We start from the raw sequence: 23,061 nt of genomic DNA, 5'->3' as shown, positions 1-23,061 counted from the left end.
ATGCATCCGAATGACGATGACCGCACCCAGTTCATGCCGCGTCCCGGTGGCCGCGCGCCGGAGCCTGTTCGCGCAGAGCCGGCGCCGCTGTCGATGCCCGCTGCGCCGATCCTGACCGGCAAGGCCCAGGGCCTGAACCCGCTGGAAAGCGCTGCCGGCCCGTTGTTGTCGCTGCTGACACGCCTGCGCAACACGATCTCGCACCCTGCGCCAGCGAGCCTGCGTGCGCAGTTGCTGGCTTACCTGCGCCAGTTCGAAGAACGTGCCGAGGCGGCCGGCGTGGCCCGCAACGATGTGCTGCTGGCGCGTTACGCGCTGTGCACCGCCCTCGATGAAGCCGTGCTGAGTACGCCGTGGGGCAGTGCCAGTGACTGGGGCAAGCAGAGCCTGCTGATCACCGTGCACAACGAAGCCTGGGGCGGCGAAAAGGTCTTCCAATTGCTGGATCACTGCCTGCAAAGCCCGCGGGAACGCCTGTACCTGCTGGAACTGCTGTACCTGTGCCTGTGCCTGGGTTTCGAAGGTCGCTACCGCGTGATGAACGATGGCCGCAGCCAGCTGGAAGCCTTGCGCGAGCGTACCGCTGCGGCGATTCGCAGTGCCCGTGGCGAGCATGAGCGCGAGCTGTCACCCCATTGGCGCGGCGTGACCGTGGCCCGTGATCGCCTGGCGCAGTTCATGCCGCCATGGATCGCCGTGGCCATCGGCCTGGCACTGCTGTTGGCATTGCTGTTCGGGTTGCGGATGAAACTGGCGTCGGATGCCGAGCCGGTGTTCAAGAATATTCATGCCCTGGGGGAGATCCCGGTGCAGGCCATCGACCGTCCGGTGGCCCAGCCGAAAATCATTGAGCGACCGCGTCTGGCAGGCTTCCTGGTGGAAGACATCAAGGCCGGTCGCGTAGCCGTGGAAGATGCCGTCGACCGCTCCGTGGTGACCATCCGTGGTGATGAACTGTTCGCCTCGGCCAGCTCCAGCATCGTCGATGACTTCCAGCCGCTGATGCTGCGTATTGCCGACGCCATCCGCAAGGTCAAGGGCCAGGTGCGGGTCACCGGCCACAGCGATAACCGTCCGATTGCGACCCTGCGCTTTCCGTCCAACTGGGCGCTGTCCGAGGCGCGGGCCAAGTCGGTGCTGGAGATTCTCGCGGCCAAGACCGGCCAGCCGGAACGCTTCAGCGCCGAAGGCCGCAGCGACACCGAGCCGGTGGCGACCAACGCCACAGCCGAAGGCCGTGCGCGCAATCGCCGGGTAGAAATCACCGTATTGGCGGAGGGCGTCGAGTGAAGGCGTTTTTCAGTTTTGTGATTCGCTGGGTGATCCCGCTGCTGGGCCTGATCGCCTTGAGCCTGATCATCTGGTTTGTGGGCCCGTTGCTCGATGTGCTGGTGCCTGAAGGGCGCCGCTGGGCGCTGATCATCCTGGTGTTCGCGGTGTGGATTGCCTACCGCGTGTTCCGGATTATCCAGGCCCGGCGCCAGGCTGCCGAAGTGATGCGCAGCCTCGCGGCGGAAACCCCGCCAGACCCTGCCAGCGTCGCCACCGCCGAAGAGCTGGCGACCCTGCGCCAGCGCATGGACGAAGCCCTGGCCCTGTTGAAAAAGGCCAAGCTGGGCGGTGACGAGCGCCGCAACCTGTATGAGCTGCCGTGGTACGTGATCATCGGCCCGCCGGGCTCGGGCAAGACCACCGCGCTGGTCAATTCCGGGCTGCACTTTCCCTTGGCGGCGCAGTTGGGTGCCGGTGCGGTACGGGGCGTGGGCGGTACGCGCAATTGCGATTGGTGGTTTACCGACCAGGCCGTATTGCTCGACACCGCTGGCCGCTACACCACCCAGGACAGCAACTCCACGGTGGATAAAGCCGCCTGGCTGGGCTTTCTCGACCTGCTGAAAAAGCAGCGATCCCGGCGCCCGATTGACGGTGCGTTTATCGCCATCAGCCTCTCGGACCTGCTGCTGGGCAGCGACGCCGAGCGTGCCGCCCATGCCGCCGCGATCCGCCTGCGCATCCAGGAGCTGTACACCCAACTGGGCGTGCGCTTCCCGATCTACCTGATGCTCACCAAGCTCGACCTGGTGCCGGGCTTCATGGAGTTCTTCGACAACCTGAGCAAGGAAGAGCGCGCCCAAGTGTGGGGCATGACCTTCGCCCTGGACGACGGCAAGAACAGCGACAGCCCGCTGGCCCATCTGCAAAGCGAGTTCGCCGGCCTGGAACAGCGCCTCAACGAGCGCCTGGTGGAGCGCCTGCAACAGGAACGCGACCCGGCGCGGCGCGACCTGATCTACGGTTTCCCGCAGCAGTTCGGCGCGTTGAAGGATTGCCTGCAAGGCTTCCTCGAAGGCGTATTCAAACCCAACGCCTTTGAAGAGCGCGTCTTGCTGCGCGGTGTGTACTTCACCAGCGGCACCCAGGAAGGCAGCCCGATTGACCGCTTGATCGGCGCCATGGCCCAGAGCATGAACCTGGACCGCCAGCACCTGGCGCGCCAGACCGGCACCGGGCGCAGTTACTTCATCGAAAAACTGTTCACCGCCGTGGCGTTTGCCGAGCGTGGCCTGGTGGGCGTCAACCCGAAGGTCGAGCGCCGTCGCAAGTGGATTGCCCGGGGTGTGCTGGCCGCAACCGTGGCGCTGGTACTGGTCGTCAGCACGTTGTGGTGGGTGAGTTATCGCGCCAACCAGGCCTACATCGCCCAGGTTGACCAGAAGGTCGCGCCGTTGGGCCAGACCGTGCAGAACCTCAGCCCGGCACAGCGCGAAGTACTCGCGGTGCTGCCCCTGCTTAACGCCGTGAAGAACCTCGCGGGCGACTCGCCGAGCTGGTCCGAAGGCTTGGGCCTGTATCAGGGCGACATGCTCGAAGCCGAATCCGCCAGCGTCTACCGCAAGCTGTTGATCGCCGTGTTCGCGCCCCGTTTGGTGACGCGCATCGAAGAGCAACTGCACGGCGGCGGCAATTCCGACTTCCTCTACGAAGGTTTGAAGGCCTACCTGATGCTCGCCGACAGCGAGCATTACGACCCGGATTTCATCAAGGCCTGGATCGCCCTCGACTGGGACCGCAACCTGCCGCGCGACCTGCCGGCGGACCAACGCCAGGCCCTGATCGGGCACTTGCAGGCCCTGTTCGAGCGGCATCCGCCCAGCGCCCGTCTCGACCCGCGCTTGATCGACGACCTGCGTCGGCAACTGCAGCAACTGCCGGTGGCCCAGCGCGTCTACGACCGCATCAAGCGCCAGAAACTGCCGGAAGGCGTGCCGGACTTTCGCATCAACGAAGCGGCGGGCCGCGATGCCGCGCTGGTGTTCAGTCGCAAGAGCGGCAAGCCGTTGGGCGAACCGTTGAGCGGTTTCTTCACCGCCAAGGGTTATCGCCAGGGCTTCCTGCTGACCAGCCTGAACCAGACCGGCACCCTTGCTGAAGAGCAGTGGGTACTGGGCCGCGAGCAGGCCGACCAACAAAACGTCGTCAGCCTCGCCGCCGACGTGCGCCGCCTGTACTTCCAGGATTATCAACGCCAGTGGGATGCGTTGCTGGCGGATATCGACTTTGTGCCGATCACCAGCGTGGCCCAGGCGGCCGACGTCTTGCGGGTGATTTCCGGGCCGACTTCGCCGCTGAAGAAGCTGCTGGTGGCGGTCTCCAAGGAGACCGACCTGCAGGCGGAAGAACGCCTGCTGGCTGCCAAGGGCGCGCCGGTGGAAGGTGGTGTGGACAAGCTCAAGGAACGCCTCGGCAGCCTGCTTGGCCAGGACCAACCGACCGCAGATGCACCGGCGGCCAGTGAAGACCCGGTGACGGCGCACTTCGCCGAACTCAACAGCATCGTCAGCAAGAACGAAGGCGAACCGGCAGCCATCGATGGCCTGCTGGCGGACATGAATGCGCTGTATGTGCAGGTCAGCGCCATGGTCGGCGCCAGTGGCGATGCGTTGCTCGGCGAAGCGAAAAACCAGGCGGCGGCTGCGGCCACGCGGGTCAGCCTGAATGCCGAACGCCAGCCGCCGCTGGTGCAGGGCATGGTCAAGTCAGTGGTCAACTCCACCACCAACAGCATGATGGGCGGGGTGCGCAACCAGCTGAATGCGGCGTGGGTCAGCGAAGTGGTGAACGTGTATCGCCAGTCCCTGGCCGGGCGTTATCCGATGTCGCCCGGCAGTGCGCGGGACGCGACCCTGGATGACTTCGGCCAGTTCTTCGGGGTGGGCGGGGTGATGGACAATTACTTCCGCAAGTACCTGCAACCTTACGTCGACACCTCCACGCAAACCTGGCGCTGGCAGCCGGGTGCGGCGCAGAAACTCGGCATTGCGCCGGGCGTGCTGCAAACCTTCCAGCGTGCGGCGACCATTCGGGATGCGTTTTTCCGCGCCGGTGGCACCCAGCCGATCGTGCGCTTTGAACTCAAGCCGGTGGCGATGGACGCGACCATCACCCAGTTCCTGCTGGACCTGGACGGCCAGCAACTGAGCTATGACCACGGCCCGAGCCGGCCGGTCGCGATGCAGTGGCCGAATCCCGGCAGCATTGGCGTGGTGCGCATTTCCATCATGCCGCCGTCAGCCAGCGGGCGCTCCGGTGTAACGCTGGACGGCCCGTGGGCCTGGTTTCGCCTGCTGGAGCAATCGGACCTGACCGCCGGCAATTCGCCGGACCGCTTCAACCTGCGTCTGCGGGTCGACGGCGCGAGCATCTCCTACGAGTTGCGGGCCAACAGTGCCTTCAACCCGTTCAAGAGCCGCGTGCTTAACGGCTTCAGCCTGCCGGAGCGGCTATGACCACGCTGGGTTTCTACGGCAAGTTGGCGTGCCGCGGCGACTTTGTCAGCCGCGCGCTGCCCCAGAGTTTTATCGGCCCTTGGGACAGTTGGCTGGCGTCCGGATTGCTCGCCAGCCAGACCCGCCTCGGGGCTGACTGGCTGAATGCTTACCTGGTCAGCCCATTGTGGCGCTTCGTGTTGGCGCCGGGCGTGTGCGGGCCGGACGCGGCGGTGGGCGTGGTGATGCCGAGCATCGACCGGGTGGGGCGCTATTTCCCGCTGACGGTGGCTGCGCTGTTGGATCACGACACCGACCCGGCCTCCGTCGTTGGCGGCCCGGACACCTGGTTTGAACAGGTGGAAGAGTTGTTGCTGAGCACGCTGGACGCCAGCGCCAGCTTCGAAGGTTTCAGCGGCGGGATCGAATCCCTCGGCGCTCCAGCCTGCCAACCTCGCACCTTGGGTAGTCGCTTTGCGGGCTTGCAGCGTGTCAACGCCACAGACCCGCAGGCGCGGATGACTGCGCTTGCCGAACAGGCCTGCGAAGGCGCGAGCCTGTGGTGGGGCCGTGGTTCGCAACAGATTTCTCCCGGTTTAATGCGGTGTCAGGGCTTGCCTGCTGCCGACGATTTTGCGCAATTTTTGCTCGGCCAAGAAGGTGTTGTGTAGATGCGGTCCACGTTCAAATCCGCCAGCAAAAGCCACGTCGGCATGGTTCGCCAAGTCAATGAAGACGCTTGCCTCGACCTGCCGGAAAACGGCCTGTGGGTGGTGGCCGACGGCATGGGCGGGCACGCGGCGGGGGATTACGTCAGCAGCCTGATTGTCGACAGCCTGCGCAGCATTCCCGTGGGCCGTTCTCTTGAGGAATACACGGCGGCGTTGCGTAGCGACCTGCTGCGAGTCAACGGCGCGGTGCGCGAAGAAACCGCCCACCGTGGCGTGACCATGATGGGCAGCACCGTGGTGTTGCTTGCCACCCGGGGCTTGCGCGGCGTGTGCCTGTGGGCCGGCGACAGCCGCCTGTACCGCCTGCGGGACGGCGTGCTGGAAAGCATTTCCCGCGACCACAGCTACGTGCAGGACTTGCAGGACAGCGGCCTGCTCAGCGAAGCCGATGCGCGGGTGCATCCACGGGCGAATATCGTCACCCGCGCGATTGGCGTGGAAGCACAGTTGGCGTTGTCGTCGGTCGACCTGTTGATCGCCCCCGGCGACAGCTACCTGCTGTGCAGCGACGGCCTGAACAAGACCGTCGAAGACTACGAGATCCGTGAAGTACTGAGCCATGCCGAGCCGGACGAAATCGTCCGCAGCCTGGTGCACCTGGGGCTCAATCGCGGCGCGCCGGACAACATCACCGCCATCGTTGTGAAGGTGTCGACATGAACATCATCATTCCCGGCTACGACATCGAAGGCGAAATCGGCGTTGGCGCCATGGCCAGCGTGTACCTGGCGACCCAGCGTTCCCTGGAGCGCAAGGTGGCGCTGAAGATCATGGCGGCGGCGCTGGCGGCCGACCCGAGCTTCTGCGAGCGCTTCCTGCGCGAAGGCAAGACCCTGGCGCGCCTGTCCCACCCGCACACCGTGACCATCCATGACATCGGCAATGTCGGTGAGCTGTACTACATGGCCATGGAATACCTGCCCAATGGCACGCTCAAGGAGCGCATCGCCGCGGGCCTGACGCCGGAGCAAGGGCTGACGTATATCCGCCAGATCGCGTCGGCGCTGGGCTACGCCCACGCTCAGGGTCTGGTGCATCGCGATGTGAAGCCGGCGAACATTCTGTTCCGCGCGGATGGCACGGCGGTGTTGTCGGACTTTGGTATCGCCAAGTCCCTGGATGACCGCACGCAGTTCACCCAGGCCGGATTTGCCGTCGGCACGCCGAGCTACATGAGCCCGGAGCAGGCCCGGGGCCAGGAGATTGATGGGCGCGCCGACCTGTATGCGTTGGGCGTGGTGCTCTACGAAATCCTGGTGGGCAAGCTGCCTTATAACGGCACCGATGCGCTTTCCACTGCGCTGGCGCACCTGACTGAACCGCTGCCGGAGTTGCCGGTGCACCATGGGCGTTATCAGGAGGTGCTGCGCAAGCTGCTGGCCAAAGACCCGGCGGAACGCTTCCCGGATGCGGCGGCGTTGTTGCGGGCGCTGGATCAGTTGCCGAAGGAGGAGCAGGTAGAGGCGACGTTGATTCGGCCCCTGCCGATTCCGGTTGCGGTCTCCAATGACCTGGCCGGACTCACGCCGGTTTCCATCGAAATCCCGACCGAAAAGCCGCAGCCACAACCCGTGCGGCAACCGGTGGTGACGCCGACGCAACACTCGGCCGTGTCCGGACAAAACCGTGGGCCGGTGCTGGCGTTGGCGGCAGTTGCCGTGGCAGTCGCGCTGGCGATTGCGGGCGCAAGTTACTGGTGGTTGAAAGATGACGCGCCAGCCGCCGCGTCGCCGGTTGTCGAGGCGGCCAAGGCCGTCACGCCGCCTGCCGCGCAACCGGTAGCGGCGCAGGTTGACGGCGGTCAACGCCCGTTGCTGATGGCCGGCAAGAAAACCCTGTTCCAGCGGGTACTGAGCAAGCCCGGCGCCAAGCTTTCCCACGAAGCGGGCGGGGCGCCTGGCGAAGGTTTGCCGGCGTTTTCCGTGCTCTATGTCTACCAACGCAAGGACGTCGACGGCAGCCCCTGGCTGCGGGTTGGCGCCGCCACCGACGGGCGCAGCGACGGTTGGCTGCCGGCGGCGCAAGCCAGCGACTGGAAGCAGAGCCTGGTGCTCAAGTTCACCGAGCGTTCGGGCCGGGCGCCGGTGATGTTCCTGCGTCAGTCCGCTGAAGTGGAGAAGCTTTTAGCCGATCCCGCAGCGGCGAAAAACCTGCTGCTCAAGGTGCAGAAAAACACCGAGGACAACCAGCAGGTGCTGGCCCTGGAACCGACCGCCAGCGCCGTCCCGCAGAACCAGTTCTATTTGCTGCCGATCTTCGACTCCAAAGAGAGCTTCGACGAAAACGGCCAGCCGGTGCAGTTGCTCAACGTCGCCTCCATCGACCCGGGCAACACGCCTAATGTCATCGCCAAGGCTGTCGGCCGAACGCCGGCGATCGATGCCAGCGCCGACGCCTTCCGCACTGCGGTGGTGCTGGTGGTCGACACCACGGTGTCGATGCAGCCCTACATCGACCAGGTTCGCGACGTGGTCCACGAGCTGCAAACCCGCATCGCCGAGCGTGGCGAACTGGACAGCGTGAGCTTTGGCCTGGTGGGTTTTCGCAACAGCATCAAGAAAACCCCCGGCCTGGAGTATGTGGCCAAGACCCTGATCACCCTCGACCAAGGTCGCGACCCGCAGCGCTTCCTCGACATGGCGCGGCAGGTCAAAGCGTCGACGGTGTCCAGCCACTCGTTCAACGAAGACGCGTTCGCCGGTGTCATGCAGGCGGTGGAAGGCATGGACTGGTCCGGCTACGGCGGGCGCTTGATCCTGCTGGTGACCGACGCCGGTGCGTTGCGCAAGAACGACCCGTTTGCCACCACCCAGATGAACGAAGCCGAAGTGCGCCAGGCGGCGCTGGGCAAGCAGATCAAGATCTATGCCTTGCACCTGCGCACCGACGCCGGGAAGAAAACCCACAGCGGCGCCGAAGCCCAGTACCGCACCCTGACCGCCGACGCCAACCCGCAGATCGGCGACCTGTACACGCCGGTGCCCGGTGGCGATGTGCGCAAGTTCGGCGAGCGGGTCGACGAGATCGGCACGGTGTTCGCCAACCTGGTGCATCAGGTGCGCAGCAACACGCCGCAGCCGGTGCCGCTGCTCAGTGCCGCGCCGACCCTGGCGGACAAATCCGCCGCCGTCGGTTACGCGATGCACATGGATTTCCTTGGCCGCAAAACCGCGAGCCAGGCACCGCAACTGGTGAGTGCCTGGACCGCCGATCGCGACCTGACCAATACCGCGCTGCCGGCCTTTCAGGTGTGCGTGATGCTGACCAAATTGCAGCTCAACGATTTGCAGCAGTCCTTGAAACTGATCGTCGACGCCGCGCGCAAAACCCAGACCTCACCGAAGGATTTCTTCCAGGAAATCGCCAGCGCCTCGGCCTATATGAGCCGTGATCCACAGGCCTTGAAAAAGGGCGGCAACCTGGCGGACGGCGGCATCCTTGGCGAATACCTGGAAGGCCTGCCGTACCGCAGCAAGTCGCTGAACATGACCCAGGATTTGTGGCTGTCGTTGAGCGTGGCCGAGCAGGAAGACTTTATCGACGAGCTGGATTCGAAGATCCGCCTCTACGAAACCTTCCATAACGATGTGGCCAACTGGGTCCGTTTCGGCGATGCCGAGCCGGGTGATGCGTTGTACCGCGTGCCGCTGTCGACGCTGCCGTAATGCTGAACTTGAGCGCAGTGCACAAGAGCCGGGGCGTTGGTGCCCAGCGCTACAGCCTGGTGATACCGGGCTTGCAACTGCGTGCGGGTGAACAGTTGGCGGTGGTCGGGCCGAGTGGCTGTGGCAAGAGCACCTTGCTGGATTTGCTCGCGCTGGTGTTGGCGCCGGATCAGGTCGGGCAGTTCGATTTCAACCGCGTCGACATTGCCGGGCTTTGGCGTGGTGACCAGCAAAGCGCGCTGGCGGAGCTACGCAGTCGGCACCTGGGTTACGTGCTGCAAACCGGCGGCCTGCTGGGCTTTCTCGATGTGCGCGGCAACATTGCGTTGTCGCGGCAACTCCTGGGTTTGAAAGACGACGGCAGCGTGGCGCGGTTGGCCGAGCAGTTGGAAATCACTGATCAGTTGGACAAGAAGCCGGCGGCGTTGTCCGTCGGCCAGCGTCAGCGGGTCAGTTGCGCAAGAGCCCTGGCCCACGGTCCGCAGCTGTTGCTGGCGGATGAGCCCACCGCTGCGCTCGACCCGTTGAACGCCGAGCGGGTGATGCAGGCGCTGTTGGCCCAGGCCCGGCATAACGGCGCGTGCTGCGTGATTGCTACCCATGATGAACCCCTGGCCCGGGCCAGCGGCTTGCAGGTGCGGCGCATCAGTTGCCGTCGCGACGCCGACGGCGGCGTCACCGCCACCCTTGGGGAGGCGTGCTGATGCGTATCGCCCTGGTGACTTCCCTGGCCTGGCAGGATTACCGCAACGATGCGTGGCTGTCGGTGTGTTCGGTGCTGGCGCTGGTGGCGGTGATCGCGCCGTTGCTGGTGTTGTTCGGCCTGAAATTTGGACTGGTTAGCAGTTTGACCGAACGTTTGGAGAACGACCCGGCCACCCGGGAAATTATTCCGTTGGGCGGTGGTCGATTCAGCAGTGAATTTGTCGAGCAGCTCCGCCAGCGCAGCGACGTGGCGTTCGCCTTGCCGCGCACCCGGCAGATTGCGGCGACGGCGCAGTTGGAGGCGGTGACGGTGGAGATGCTGCCGACCGCCGCCAACGACCCATTGCTGGCCGGCCTGCCGATGCCCAAGGGCCTGGATCAGATCGTGCTGAGCCACACCGCTGCCGAAAAGCTCGGGGCAAAGGCCGGGGATTGGCTGGAGGCGAGTTTTGGGCGCCAGGTGGCGGGGCGCGTCGAGTCGCAACGCCTACGGGTTCAAGTGCTGCAGGTAGCGCCGCTGGAAGCCTTCGCCCGGGATGGATTGTTTGCGCCCTTGGGCTTGCTGGAAGCAGCGGAAGATTATCGCGATGGCCGCGCGGTGCCGGCGTTTGGCTGGGACGGCGATGCGGTGGGCGTCAGCGAGCAACGGGTATACCCGGCGTTCCGTTTGTATGCGCGGCGCCTGGTGGATGTGGAGCCGCTGCGGGTGTATTTCGCCGGGCAGAATCTGTTGGTGTCGACCCAGGCCCAGACCATCGCCCAGGTGCAGTCGTTGAGCCGCAACCTGTCGATCGTGTTCTGGATCATCGCCGGGCTGGCGTTGGCGGGCGCGTTTGCCGCGATCTTTGCCGCGGCGCTGGCGTCGGTTGCACGCAAGCGCCGGGAGCTGTCGGTATTGCGGTTGTTGGGGTTTTCCACCGCCGGGTTGTTGCTGTTTGTGGTGTTGCAGGCGCTCTACAGCGCGGGGTTTGCCGCTGCATTGAGTGGGCTTTTATATGGCTTGGCAGAGTCCGGCCTGAACCAATTATTCGTGCAGGTGTCGGGCGAATACGCCAGCCACCTGCTGGCGCGTCACTACGGCCTGGCCCTGGCAGCTGTCCTCGGCGTCAGCGCCGTGGCGGCGGCGTGTGGTGGTTGGCGTGTGGCGCGTATCCAGGCTTCTGAAGGAGTCAGAGATGTATAAGTTACTGGGCGCCGCCATGGCGCTGACCCTGTCCTGCGTGGCCTGGGCCGATGAGGCGAGCGACAAGCTGGACAACCCCAAGCCGTTGCCGGATGACGTCAGCCTGCCGCTGCCCTGCGAAGGCAACATGGTGTTCCGCTATGCCTACGTGCTGGCCCAGGGCACCCTGGATGACCGCGAGATCAGCCTCGGCTACCCGTTCAGCGAAGGTGAAGCGGGCTATCAGCAGTCGTTCATTTCCGGTTATCGCCGCGACTTCATCAACGGCCAGTTCACCCTCAAGGACCTGCCCAAGGACTGGAACAAGGTCATTGCGCCGCTGATGCCGAAGACCGACGCCAAGACCCCGCTCAAGCCGATGCTGTACTTCATCGGCAAGTACGAAGTCACTGCGCGGCAATATGCGCAGGTCATGTCCCAGGCGCAATCCCTGGCCAGTGGCGAACCCGCCCCGGCGTGCGATGTACCTACCGGGATGGCGGCGCGCTTGCCCAAGGTCAAGCTGTCGCGCTTTGAAGCCGAACGTTTCTCGGCGGTGTACAGCGCCTGGTTGATGAAATATCACCGCGAGCTGCTGCCGGTGAGTGGTCGCGGTGCTTCGGCGGACGACGGCGGCCTGGGCTTTGTGCGCCTGCCTACCGAAGTGGAGTGGGAGTTTGCCGCGCGCGGTGGCCAGGCGGTCAGCCGTCAGGACCTTGAAGGCCGGCTGTTTCCACGGCGTACCGAGGGCAGCGAAAGCGATGGTCCCCTTGCCGATTACGCGGTGTTCAATCAGGTCGCGGGTGGCACCGGTCAGGCCGCACGGCTGATGCCCATCGGCACCAAGCTGCCCAACCCGATCGGCATGTTCGATGTGATCGGCAACGCAGCGGAAATGGTCCAGGAGTCCTTTCAACTGGTGCACGCCGGGCGTCGCCAGGGCACCTATGGTGGGTTCGTGGTCAAGGGCGGCAACTACCTGGAAGGCGAGGGCACGCTGTTCACCGGCATGCGCCGCGAGTACCCGTTGTTCGCCGCCGACGGTACCGAACAAAGCAACGAGACCACCGGCTTTCGCGTGGCGATTGGCGCCTTGTCGGCACCGCGTTCGCGCTACAAGGAACTGTTCGCCCAGTGGCAGAAGGAAGGTCGCCTGGCCTCGTTGACCGATGCCATCGACGACGCCCAGGACCCGACCAAGCGCCTGGACAGCATCATCGCCGCCAGCGTCGACCCGCGCCTGCAAGCCGAACTTGGGCTGGTCAACGAAGAGCTCAAGCGCAACGTCTCGCTGATCGCCCAGCAGCGCGAAGAAGCGGCCGGCAACCTGATTCAGTCCGCGGCCCTGGTGGCCGAGACCATCAACAACTACAACATCCGCCTGATCAATTTGCAGAAGAGCCGCCAGCAGGCCATCGACGCCAAGGACGAGGCCAGCGCGCAGCTGTTCGCCACGGCGATCACCAATGGGCGCAGTGCGCTGGACGGCGCGGTGGCGATCTACATCGACAACCTGGCCACCGGCACGCGCTACACCGATGCGGTGATCCAGGCGCAGTTTCAACGGATCAAGGAAGAGTTGGATCGCAAGCCGGTACTGGGCAAGAGCCTGGTGACGCGTGCGACGTTATTCGTTCGCCATGTGGGCAACTACCGCAAGCAACAGCGGGCCGACCCGGCGACGATTTTGAAGGAATTGCTCGCAGCGAGCGGTCAGCGGTCTTGACCGCTGGTTGTACGGCGAGCTTGGAAGGGACTCAGGCGGCGGTGGGCCGTGCTGGGCAAGTCAAACTTAAAAGAGAACACAACGATGATTTTTTCCCGTAAGGCAGTTTCCAAGCGTCATCTGCTGCTGATTGCCGCAGGCTTCAGCACGGTGCTGACCGGTTGCGCAACGTCGCCGACCAACAAGGTCGCCTCGACCACCAAGGTCGAGTACTACCCGAACTGCTACGAGCCGGTGCAGCACCTGCGTGCTACCGATTCGGACCTGACCAAGTCGGTGGTCACCGGTGCCGCCCTGGGTGCGGCCGGTGGTGCATTGCTGGGCGCCCTGACCGGCGACTCCGACAAGCGCGGCCGCAACGCTGCCATCGGTGCAGCGGGCGGCGCCCTGGCCGGTGGTGCTGCGGGTTACTACACCGAGCGCCAGAAGCAGATCACCGATGACAACCAGCGCATCGCCTCCTACGCCACCGACGTCAACAAGCGCGCTTCGGACATCGACCGCAGCACCGCGTACGCCAAGGCGTCCCAGCAGTGCTACCAGAGCGCGTTCACCAAGCTGGTGGCCGACCGCAAGGCCAAGACCGTCAACGACGTTGAAGGCCGCAAGCGCCTGGCAGAAATCGTCTCGGGCCTGAAAGAGTCCAACGACCTGATCGTCGCGGTGAACGGCAAGGCCAGCGAAGACCTGAACAACTACACCCAGGCGTACGAGCAGGATCTGCAACAAGTGGGCGTACAACGTGCTGACGTGGTCACTGTTGCGACTGCCGATACCACGCCGGTGGTGACGCCAGCCAAAGGCAAGAAGCCGGTAAAAGTCGCGAAAAAGCCGGTACTGCCAACCGTGCCGAAAGAAGCCGTAGCCACCGAGAAAACCATCCAGACCGCCCAGACCAAACAAGCTGAAAGCAAGCAGGTTGCCAGCGCCGGTAAAGCGCAGATCGAAGGCACTTGCCGTGATCCGAACCTGGCGGACTGGGCACCGGTTCCTTGCCCTAACGTCTGAGGAAAGTTGTTGCTATAAGCGTTAAACGCCAGCCGATCTCCTGCTAAAACGGGAGATCGGTAGCGTTATTTGCACAAATCGTTAAACTGCTGCGGCCACCCAATAATTACACTGAGGCCGTGTGCATGAAATTTCGTTTTCTTCTCTGGATGCTTGGCCTGTTGATGGGCAAAGCCAGCCGCACCAACCCTGCGTTCCAGCAGCAGTTGGGTGACAAGGACCTGGCGTTCCAGTTGCAGACCCTCGACGGCAAGGTTGCCCGTCACTTCATCGTCAAAGACCAGCGCATTACCAGCCGCTCGGGTGTTCATCCCGCGCCTGCGTTTGCCATCGCCTTCAAAGACGCCGCCTACGGCTTCGCCACGATGCAGGCGAAGAACAAGCAACTGGCGTTCATGACGGGGATTCAGGACAAGTCGATCCAGATCAAGGGCAACCCGGCGCTGGTGATCTGGTTCCAGGGGTTGACCAAGTATTTGAAGCCGAAGAAAAAGCCCAAAGGCTAGGGGTTCTTCAGCAATACTGCGTCGCCTGCATTCGCGAGCAAGCCCGCTCCCACATTCGACCGAGTTCCAACTTTGGAATGGGATTGAATGTGGGAGCGGGCTTGCTCGCGAATACGGTGTAACAGGCGCCCGATTTATCCCTGGCTGAACTGCGAAGCCAACTCGCGCAACAACGTCTCCGCATCCAGCACCTTGCTCACCACATCCTCTGCCTTGTCCCGGGTCAGCCCCAGGCGCTCAAGCAGTTCGTCCGGGATGGATTCATCCGGCCCCGAGCCGATGCCGCGGCTGCGCAGCAAGCGCACCGCCAGGCACACCAGGTTCGGGTATTCCGCATATTGGCCGTCGTAGGTCGGGTCGTGCTGGAAGCGCAGGGCGGTGGACAGTTCGTCCGGCATGTCCCAGTAGCGCATCAACCACGCACCAATCTGCTCGCGGCTGATGCCCAGCAGATGCTGCTCGATGTAGCTGTGGCACAGGTGCGGGTTGACCTCCAGGTGCCGGCAGATCAGTGAGAAGTGCGGCGGGAAGACGTGGGCCAGCAACAGGTAGCCGAAATTGTGCAGCAGGCCGGCGAGGTACGTCAGGCCGGCTTCCGGGCGCTGGGCGCGGGGCATGGCGCGCGTCAGGCCTTCGATGACGGCGGCGGTGTAGATCGACTGGTGCCAGTACGGCGTGGCCTGTTGCGGGTGGTCCTTGGGCAGGCTCAAGGTCTTGCCCAGGGCCAGGCCGAGTGCGAGGTTGATCACCAGGTCAAAGCCCAGCACGCGCACGATGGCGTCTTCCACCGAGCGGATCTTGCCCGGCGAGGCGTAGTAGGGCGACGCGGCCCAACTCACCACCTGGGCGGCCAGGGCCGGGTCGGTTTCGACCACGCCGGTGATGTCGTCGATGGTGGCGTTGGGGTCGACCCGCAGCTTGATGATCTTTTGCGCGGTATCGGCCAGCGGTGGAATTTCGATGGTCGCTTCCAGGCGTTGCTGGATACGGCGGGCGGTGAACGCCTGCATCGCCTGGGTGATTTCCTCGCGGTCGTCATTGGGGCGATCCAGGTTTGGCCGGATGTTGCTCAGCGGCTCGCCGAAATGCGCGGCGCTGGCCTTGGTCAGCATGCTCTTGAACGCGTCGCTGGAAATCTCCAGCAGCAGCCCGGCTTCGCCCGAGTGCACCAGCACGGTCGGCTCACGCAACAGGCTTTCTTCGTAGAGGCAGGGAGAGCTGGTCAGCGGCGGCAGGCCGGGCAGCAGGCTCAGGCTGTGCTTGCCGAGCATGCGCTCCAGGCGCTCCGGCGACACGGCCGTGAGGCGCCGACCGGTGAGCTCGGCGAGGCGATTAAGGTCCAGCAACTGGTTCTGTGGAAACAGCACCATGAGTGCACCCACGGCATCATCGAGCAGTACGGCTTGAACCTTCTGCGCCGGGTTCAGGCCGGGGCGTTCGGTAACTTCCGTGTAGCTGATGGCGAGCTTTGCAAGCAGCGTCCGAATCACCGAGGGTGCAGTCGGTGGGGCTGTGGCGAGGGCAACTTCTGACATGGCCTGAATCCAATTTCCTACAGTCATTGGAGTATAACCAGCTTGATACAAGTGAGGGTTGTCTAAGTGAGTCAGCCGTCACACTTGGCCGTATTGCTGCCCATGTCTCAGCCAGCGATCCAGCAGCGGGCTGACGTGTTCCGGCCAACGCTCCAGTAACGCCTGGGCCGCGTCGCGCACGGCGGGCAGCAAGTCGGCATCGCGCATCAGGTCGGCGACCTTGAATTGCAGCAGGCCGGTCTGGCGGGTGCCGAGCATCTCGCCGGGGCCGCGCAGTTCGAGGTCTTTTTCGGCGATCACGAAGCCGTCGTTGGTTTCGCGCATGATGCCCAGGCGCTGGCGACCAATCTGCGACAGCGGCGGGTGGTACAGCAGCACACAGTGGCTGGCGGCGCTGCCCCGGCCGACGCGGCCGCGCAATTGGTGCAGTTGCGCTAGGCCCAGGCGCTCGGGGTTCTCGATGATCATCAGGCTGGCGTTGGGGACGTCGACGCCTACTTCAATCACCGTGGTCGCCACCAGCAATTGCAGGTTGCCGGCCTTGAACTCGGCCATTACCGCGGCCTTTTCCACCGGCTTCATGCGACCGTGAATCAGCCCGACCTTGAGTTCGCCCAAGGCGCTGGTGAGGTCTTCGTAGGTGGTTTCGGCGGCCTGGCAGGTCAGCTCTTCGGATTCTTCGATCAGCGTGCACACCCAATACGCCTGACGGCCTTCGGCGCAGGCGCCGCGCACCCGTTCGATGACTTCGACGCGGCGGGTGTCGGTGACGAGCACGGTGTTGACCGGCGTTCGGCCCGGCGGCAGTTCGTCGAGGATCGAAGTGTCGAGGTCGGCGTAGGCGCTCATGGCCAGGGTGCGCGGGATCGGTGTGGCGGTCATGATCAACTGGTGCGGGCTCATGCGGCCGCCCACGCCTTTCTGGCGCAGGGCCAGGCGCTGCTGCACACCGAAGCGGTGCTGTTCGTCGATGATCACCAGCGCCAGATTCTTGAACTTCACTTCGTCCTGGAACAACGCGTGGGTGCCCACCACCATCGGGGCGCCGGCGGCGATCTGCTCCAGGGCGGCTACGCGGTTCTTGCCCTTGAGCTTGCCGGCCAGCCACGCGACTTCCAGGCCCAGCGGTTCGAGCCAGCGCTTGAAGGTGATGAAGTGCTGCTCGGCGAGAATCTCGGTGGGCGCCATCAGCGCCACCTGATAGCCGGCTTCGAGGGCCTGCAACGCGGCGAGGGCGGCGACCACGGTTTTACCCGCGCCCACGTCGCCCTGGATCAGCCGCAGCATCGGTTCTTTCTGGCTCAGGTCGTAGGCAATTTCGTTGCCGACCCGTTGCTGGGCGCCCGTCGGTGCAAACCCCAGGTTGGCCAGGTATTGCGCAGGCAGGCGCTTGGCCTTGGGCATGGCCGGCGCGCGCAGCGAACGCATGCTCTCGCGCAGGCGCTGCTGGGACAGTTGATGGGTCAGCAGTTCTTCGAACGCCAGGCGATGCTGGGCCCAGTGATGCCCGAGAGCCAACTCGTCGACGTCGGCATCGGCGGGTGGGTGATGCAGGTAGCGGATCGCATCATCCAGCGGCGCCAGTTGATAGTCGCGCGCCAGTTCCTGGGGCAGCCAGTCGGGCAGGCTTTTTGGCCCGAGCATCGTCAGAGTCTGCATGCACAGTTGGCGCAAGCGCTGCTGGGTCAGGCCTTCGGTGAGCGGGTAAATTGGCGTGAGGGTGGTGTCTACCGGCGGCGGTTCGTCGCCGGTAATCGCGCGGTATTCCGGGTGATAGATTTCCAGCCCCGAAGCGCCGGGCCGGGCTTCGCCGTAGCAGCGCACGCGGGTACCACGCTTGAGGCCTTCCTTCTGGGCGTTGCTGAAGTGGTAGAAGCGCAGGCTCAGGCCGCCGGTGCCGTCTTGCAGGCGCACAACCAAACTGCGGCGCTTGCCCATCACCACGTCGGCGCCGCTGACGGTGCCTTCAACCACGGCGTCCTGCCCAGGGCGCAAGTGGCCGATGGGCACCACGCGGGTGCGGTCCTGGTAACGCAGGGGCAGGTGGAACAGCACGTCCTGGAGATTTTCCAGCCCGACCTTGGCCAACTTCTCGGCCATGGCCTCCCCGACACCCTTGAGTGCCGTCACCGATACCTGCGACAGCTCAGTCATACCGTTACTTAGCTCGCAGCAGGCGGCTTGGCCACCGAACACAGGCGGATCGAGTCGGCGAGGATTTCAATCGCTTTCGGACGCGGGAAGCTCGCACGCCAGGCAATCGCCACAGTGCGGAACGGTACCGGCGGCGTCAGTGGGCGCACGGCGATCACGCCGGGGGCGTAGTGATGGCTGTCGACCGCCGACAGCGGCAGGATCGAGATACCCAGGCCGGAGGCGACCATATGGCGAATGGTTTCCAGGGAGCTGGACTCCACGGTGGTGTGCTTGGCGCCGTCGTTGCCCTTGGTCAGGGTCGGGCAGGCTTCCAGCACCTGGTCGCGGAAGCAATGGCCTTCGCCCAGCAACAGCAGGCTCTTGTCGTTGAGCAGGCCCGCGTCGATGGTGTCTTTCTGCGTCCATGGGTGGGACGCCGGCATCAGCACGTAGAACGGCTCATCGTAGAGCGGCAGCGTCAGCACATCCGCCTCGTTGAACGGCAGGGCGATGATGATCGCGTCCAGCTCGCCGTTGCGCAGTTTGTCGCGCAGCACGTGGGTGAAGTTTTCTTCGATATACAGCGGCATCTGCGGCGCGACGCGGTGCAGTTGCGGAATCAAGTGCGGGAACAGGTACGGGCCGACGGTGTAGATGGCGCCGACTTTCAGCGGGGCGGTCAGTTGGTTCTTGCCGGCCTGGGCCAGCTCGCGAATGCTCTGGGCCTGTTCCAGAACCTTCTGGGCCTGGGCGACGATGCCTTCGCCGACGGGCGTCAGGCGCACGGCGCTTTTGCTGCGCTCGAAAATCAGCACACCGAGTTCGTCTTCAAGCTTCTTCACACCCACCGACAGCGTCGGCTGGCTGACGTGGCAACGCTCGGCCGCGTGGCCGAAGTGCTGCTCTTGGGCGAGGGTAACGATGTAGCGTAATTCTGTAAGAGTCATAGCGGGCGTCCATGAGGTTGCGGGCCAAGCATACCGGCTGCAATCGATAGACGCACGTTATCAGACAGCGTAGGGGCCGCGACACCGGTTAATCGGGTATCGCCGCCCCGTATTTCACTTTTGCGGGTACTTGAAGGTGAAGGTTTCGGTGAAGGGAGCCCACCATTCAGGCACGCCGGTTTCCTTGTCTACATGGTGGAAGAAGCCCTTGATCTGTGGGCTTTCATAGCGCAGCACCACGGTGTAGGTGCCGGGGCCGTCCATTTTCACGTTGTTGGCGTAGTGGGCGCCGTCTTTGGCCACCATCGGCAACAGCGTGCCGATTTCCTTGTAGTCGGGCGAGCCCTCCTTGACCAGTGAGTAGCTGATGGTCAGGTAGGGCACCCACTCACCGTTGGACAGGCCGTATTTGTTGTCGGCGGTGGCGTGCACATCGGTCTCAAGGTGTACCGAGTCCTTGCTCATCACCATGCCTGGCGGCATGGGCGCCATTTCGATGCCCACCAGGTACGAGGAGGCGATCTCCATGTCATTGATCTGCACCGGTCCGCCAATCGGGTATTCGCGGGCTTGGGCGAGGGAGGAAGCGGCCACGGCGCTGACGAGCAGCAGTGCGGCGGCGAAGGGGTTGCGCAGGTGTTTCATGGTGGGGCTCCTGGGGCGGTTAATGTGATTGTGTCGGGCGTGAATGCAGTAAACGGTTACCCAGCACCAGGAGCGAGAGGGTGACGAGCCACGCCACCAATTGAACGCCCAGAGGTCGGTCGGTGTAGCCCACCAGCGCGGTCAATGCGCGGCCGGTGAGGCTGCCATCGGAGACCAGCCAGGAGGTGTCCCAGAGCTGGTAGCCCCAGGCGGGAATCAGGTCGATACCGGCGAGGATCGCGGCGGCCCGGCCAGCCATGCCGGCGGCAAGCAAGGCGATCATCCAGCCGGTAATCGAGAACAGGCGCTTGAGGCTGATGGCGACCAGGCCGCGGTACATCAGCCAGGACAGCGCGGCGCCGGCGACGATACCGAGCACGCCGCCGGCCAGCATCGACAGTGGGTCTGTCTGGCTGGAGGCGGCGATGCCATAGAGGAACAGCACGATTTCCGAGCCTTCGCGCAGCACGGCCACGGTGATGACCACGGCCAGGGCCCAGAGTGATTTTTCACCCTTGAGTACTGAATTGCCGGCGCTGCGCAGTTGGGTCGCCAGCTCGCGACCATGACTGGCCATCCACAGGTTGTGCCAGCCCAGCATGACCACGGTGACCACCAGGATGGCTGCGTTGAAAATCTCCTGGCCAAAGCCCTGCAGCGCCTGGGTAATTGCGCCGGTAAATAGTGCGAGGATGCCGGCACCGAGCACGCCGGCTGCGATTCCGCCGCCAATGAACAGCCCACGTCTTGCCAGGCCCTGGGTGGCGGCCATCACGATGCCCACCACAATCCCGGCTTCCAGCACTTCACGAAACACGATCAACAGACAGGCCAGCATGGCTTACTCCTTGGCTGCGACGGCGGTGACCGTGCCTTTGGCCTGGTCGGGGTGGTAGTCATCGAAGAAGGTGTAGGTGCCGGGATGCAGCGGGCCGGCAAACACCGTGATGGTGTTGCCGGGGACAATGATTTTTTCGAATTTCATGTCGTAGCTTTCGAACTCGTCGACGCTTTCATCGTGGCTGGTGAGTTGAATGCGAAAGCGCTCACCGGCCGGCACCTCGAACGTCGAGGGGCTGAAGGTGTGGTTCTGAATGACCAGGGTGACCAGCTGGTCCGCCTGTGCAGCGACGGGTAAAGCCAATAGGAGGAGAGCCAGCCGGGCAAGGTTGGGCATGCCGAATGTCCGCTAATGAGAACTATTCGCGGATAATTAGCGTTGTCTTTAAGTGTTACAAGTGAAGATCGAGTTAGGTGTTGACTCGTTCAAGCCTGGTTCAGGTTGCGGTGATGCGGGGGGAGGGAGCAACAGCCGTAGGCACCCGAGAGTGCCCACGGTAGGGTTTAGCGGCGACGTTTTTCGATGTTGTAAACGAATGGTGCAACGATCTCGATGCTTCCGCCTTTCAACATGTCGGCCGGCGGCTTGGGCAGCGGCTGGGCACGACGGATCATGTCGAGGGTGGCGCGGTCCAGGTCGGCGTTGCCGGAGCGGCCCACCAGTTCGTAGGACAGCACGTTGCCATCGGCATCCACCACGAAACGCAGGCGGTTCAGGCCTTCCTTGCCACGCGCCTGGGCGCCCGGCGGGTACTTCTTGTACTTCTGCAGGTGGCCCAGCAGGGTACTTTCCCAGGTGGCCTTGGCCGCGATCTGCTGCGGTGAAGGGCCCGGTTGTGGCTGGGCGGATTTTTCCGTAGGCGCGTTGTTCTGCGGAGTTTCGCTCGGCGGCTCTTCGGAAGGTTTTTCCTTGGGCGGATCGGGCTTCTTCTCCACAGGCTTGGGCGGCTGTGGTTTTGGCTTGGGCTTGACCGGCTTTGGCACCTGGATCGTCGGCTTAGGTGCCTCGGCCAGTTTCGGCAATGGCAGCTCTTCCACTGGCGCAGGCGGCTGTGGCGGCGTGATCACCTTCGGCGGGGCCGGAGGTGGTGGCGCCGGCATCGGTGCCAGGTCGATGACCATGGCGGCCGGAGGCAGCTGGACCATATGTGGCGCCGACCACTGGAGCGCGATGATGATCGCGACGGCGTGGACGCCCAGCACGACGGCAAGGCTGGTGCCATAACGCGTCAGTTTGTGGCGCGTCGTGATCATTTCTTGGCTGCCGTCTCAAGTCCGACCAGGCCTACCTTGAGGTAGCCGGCGGCCCGCAGGGCATCCATCACGCTCATCAGGTCGCCGTAGTCCACGCCCTTGTCGGCCTGGAAGAAGATGGTCGTGTCTTTCTTGCCCTGGGTCTTGGCGTCGAGCACCGCGCCCAGGGTGTCGGATTTGACTTCTTCTTCGCCCAGGAACAGACGCTGGTCCGCCTTCACGCTGAGGAATATCGGTTTCTCCGGCCGCGGCGCAGGTTTCGCGCTGGAAGCGGGCAGGTCGACCTTGATATCCACGGTGGCCAACGGTGCTGCCACCATGAAGATGATCAGCAGCACCAGCATCACGTCGATAAACGGCGTGACGTTGATTTCGTGGTTCTCGACGAGCTCGTCGTCGCCTTGATTCAAATGCAGGCCCATGGCCGATTACCCCACTTTCACCATATGCGGTTGCGAGCTGCGCTCGGAAGGCAGGTGATCGAGGTCACGGCTGACCAGCAACAGGACTTCTGCCGAAGCGTCCGACACCTGCGCCTTGTAGCCGGCGATCGAACGGGCGAAGACGTTGTAGATCACCACCGCAGGAATCGCGGCAACCAGGCCCAGTGCGGTTGCCAGCAGGGCTTCGGCGATGCCGGGCGCCACGACGGCGAGGTTGGTGGTCTGGGTTTTGGCGATGCCGATGAAGCTGTTCATGATGCCCCACACGGTACCGAACAGGCCGACGAAGGGCGCGGTGGAACCGATGGTGGCCAGCACGCCGGTGCCGTTGCTCATGTTGCGACCGCAGGCGGCAACCAGGCGCTCAAGACGGAAACTGACGCGTTCCTTGATGCCTTCCTTTTCACGGGTGTTGGCCGACAGGCGCATCTCTTCGAGTGCGTCGTGAACCAGCAGGTGCGCCAGGGTGCCCTTCTTCGCCGCGCTTTCGCTGGCTTCTTTCAGGGTGGTGGCTTTTTTCAGGTGGACGATTTCAGTGCGCAGGCGACGCTTGGCGCCCAGCAGTTCGAAGCCCTTGGCGATCCAGATGGTCCAGGTGATGATCGAAGCGATGGCCAGGCCGATCATCACGATCTTCACGATGATGTCAGCGTTCTGGTACATGCCCCACGGCGACAGGTCGTGGGCCATGCCCAGGCTGTTGTCTTCTTCCAGCACGACGCCGGATTCGTCAGCCGGTGCGCCTTCGGCGGCCAGGGCCGGGTCGGTCGCGGCCGGTGCAGCGGCTGGCGCAGGAGCGTTTTGCTCTGTAGCTGGCGCGCTCGCTGCAGGCGGGGCGGCCGGCGCGGTGTTGTCGGCGAACGCGGCGGTCGGTGCCAGCAGGACGCTGAACAGCACTGCAGCAATCGCACGCCAGGCGCGGGATGGGCTGTGAGGCTTGGTTGGCGAAGCGGGGGATGTATTGCGTGTCATGCTGGCCGGACCTGAGAGAA

At 64.1% G+C, this 23,061-nt stretch carries 19 protein-coding genes; 10 read left to right on the top strand and 9 right to left on the bottom strand.

Annotated elements, in window-relative coordinates; translation table 11 throughout:
- From HX869_RS02965 to HX869_RS02920, 10 genes are all read left to right on the top strand, one after another.
- A complete protein-coding gene (locus tag HX869_RS02965) occupies positions 1-1,290 on the top strand; it encodes a DotU family type VI secretion system protein (protein ID WP_008439459.1) in 1,290 nt (429 codons plus the stop codon).
- Complete coding sequence (gene tssM, locus HX869_RS02960) at positions 1,287-4,787, top strand: type VI secretion system membrane subunit TssM (protein ID WP_178902718.1); 3,501 nt, start codon at positions 1,287-1,289, stop codon at positions 4,785-4,787. Before HX869_RS02965 ends, tssM begins: the two co-directional genes overlap by 4 nt.
- Positions 4,784-5,437, top strand: coding sequence for a type VI secretion system-associated protein TagF (gene tagF / locus HX869_RS02955; RefSeq protein WP_177022389.1), 654 nt, complete (start codon positions 4,784-4,786; stop codon positions 5,435-5,437). Before tssM ends, tagF begins: the two co-directional genes overlap by 4 nt.
- On the top strand, positions 5,438-6,157 hold the full coding sequence (locus HX869_RS02950; RefSeq protein WP_178902717.1) for a PP2C family serine/threonine-protein phosphatase: 720 nt from the start codon (positions 5,438-5,440) through the stop codon (positions 6,155-6,157). It abuts the gene before it with no gap.
- Positions 6,154-9,162, top strand: a complete 3,009-nt coding sequence (locus HX869_RS02945) for a serine/threonine-protein kinase (RefSeq protein WP_178902716.1) — start codon at positions 6,154-6,156, stop codon at positions 9,160-9,162. Before HX869_RS02950 ends, HX869_RS02945 begins: the two co-directional genes overlap by 4 nt.
- A complete protein-coding gene (locus HX869_RS02940; protein ID WP_008439454.1) occupies positions 9,162-9,866 on the top strand; it encodes an ABC transporter ATP-binding protein in 705 nt (234 codons plus the stop codon). The genes HX869_RS02945 and HX869_RS02940 overlap by 1 nt, the downstream gene beginning before the upstream one ends.
- Positions 9,866-11,050 carry an FtsX-like permease family protein gene (locus tag HX869_RS02935; protein WP_178902715.1) on the top strand — a complete coding sequence of 395 codons (1,185 nt, stop codon included), beginning with the start codon at positions 9,866-9,868 and terminating at the stop codon, positions 11,048-11,050. The genes HX869_RS02940 and HX869_RS02935 overlap by 1 nt, the downstream gene beginning before the upstream one ends.
- Entirely contained in the window at positions 11,043-12,755 is a 1,713-nt protein-coding gene (locus HX869_RS02930) for an SUMF1/EgtB/PvdO family nonheme iron enzyme (protein ID WP_003213313.1), read from the top strand. Before HX869_RS02935 ends, HX869_RS02930 begins: the two co-directional genes overlap by 8 nt.
- A gap of 84 nt (positions 12,756-12,839) precedes the next feature.
- Positions 12,840-13,763 (top strand): type VI secretion system-associated lipoprotein TagQ, encoded by a 924-nt coding sequence (gene tagQ, locus HX869_RS02925; protein WP_003213311.1) that lies wholly within the window; start codon positions 12,840-12,842, stop codon positions 13,761-13,763.
- Positions 13,764-13,888: 125 nt separating this feature from the next.
- A complete protein-coding gene (locus tag HX869_RS02920) occupies positions 13,889-14,269 on the top strand; it encodes a hypothetical protein (protein ID WP_008439448.1) in 381 nt (126 codons plus the stop codon).
- 134 nt (positions 14,270-14,403) lie between these two features.
- On the opposite strand, the gene HX869_RS02915 is transcribed toward HX869_RS02920, so the two are convergent.
- The 9 genes from HX869_RS02915 to exbB all read right to left on the bottom strand — a co-directional run bounded on the left by HX869_RS02915 (position 14,404) and on the right by exbB (position 23,041).
- Positions 14,404-15,804, bottom strand: coding sequence for an aminoacyl-tRNA deacylase and HDOD domain-containing protein (locus HX869_RS02915; protein ID WP_008439447.1), 1,401 nt, complete (start codon positions 15,802-15,804; stop codon positions 14,404-14,406).
- 78 nt (positions 15,805-15,882) lie between these two features.
- Positions 15,883-17,958 (bottom strand): ATP-dependent DNA helicase RecG, encoded by a 2,076-nt coding sequence (gene recG, locus HX869_RS02910; RefSeq protein ID WP_003213306.1) that lies wholly within the window; start codon positions 17,956-17,958, stop codon positions 15,883-15,885.
- 8 nt (positions 17,959-17,966) lie between these two features.
- Positions 17,967-18,887, bottom strand: a complete 921-nt coding sequence (locus tag HX869_RS02905; RefSeq protein WP_003213305.1) for a hydrogen peroxide-inducible genes activator — start codon at positions 18,885-18,887, stop codon at positions 17,967-17,969.
- Between the two features lie 114 nt (positions 18,888-19,001).
- A complete protein-coding gene (locus HX869_RS02900; protein ID WP_087693714.1) occupies positions 19,002-19,532 on the bottom strand; it encodes an iron transporter in 531 nt (176 codons plus the stop codon).
- Positions 19,533-19,551: 19 nt separating this feature from the next.
- Positions 19,552-20,370, bottom strand: coding sequence for an FTR1 family protein (locus tag HX869_RS02895; RefSeq protein WP_178902714.1), 819 nt, complete (start codon positions 20,368-20,370; stop codon positions 19,552-19,554).
- A gap of 3 nt (positions 20,371-20,373) precedes the next feature.
- On the bottom strand, positions 20,374-20,709 hold the full coding sequence (locus HX869_RS02890; RefSeq protein ID WP_003213299.1) for a cupredoxin domain-containing protein: 336 nt from the start codon (positions 20,707-20,709) through the stop codon (positions 20,374-20,376).
- Positions 20,710-20,876: 167 nt separating this feature from the next.
- Complete coding sequence (locus tag HX869_RS02885; protein ID WP_003213297.1) at positions 20,877-21,626, bottom strand: energy transducer TonB; 750 nt, start codon at positions 21,624-21,626, stop codon at positions 20,877-20,879.
- Positions 21,623-22,048: a TonB system transport protein ExbD gene (gene exbD / locus HX869_RS02880; protein WP_003213296.1), complete on the bottom strand. Its 426-nt coding sequence runs from the start codon at positions 22,046-22,048 to the stop codon at positions 21,623-21,625. The genes HX869_RS02885 and exbD overlap by 4 nt, the downstream gene beginning before the upstream one ends.
- Before the next feature lie 6 nt (positions 22,049-22,054).
- The gene (gene exbB, locus HX869_RS02875) at positions 22,055-23,041 is read right to left on the bottom strand and encodes a tonB-system energizer ExbB (RefSeq protein ID WP_087693713.1); all 987 of its coding nucleotides are present in this window, start codon (positions 23,039-23,041) and stop codon (positions 22,055-22,057) included.
- Between the last annotated feature and the right edge of the window lie 20 nt (positions 23,042-23,061).

This window comes from Pseudomonas sp. P7779 (assembly GCF_013386315.1).
GTDB lineage: Bacteria > Pseudomonadota > Gammaproteobacteria > Pseudomonadales > Pseudomonadaceae > Aquipseudomonas.
Note: the sequence above shows the minus strand (reverse complement) of the source record. Positions and strands in the feature narration are given on the sequence as shown.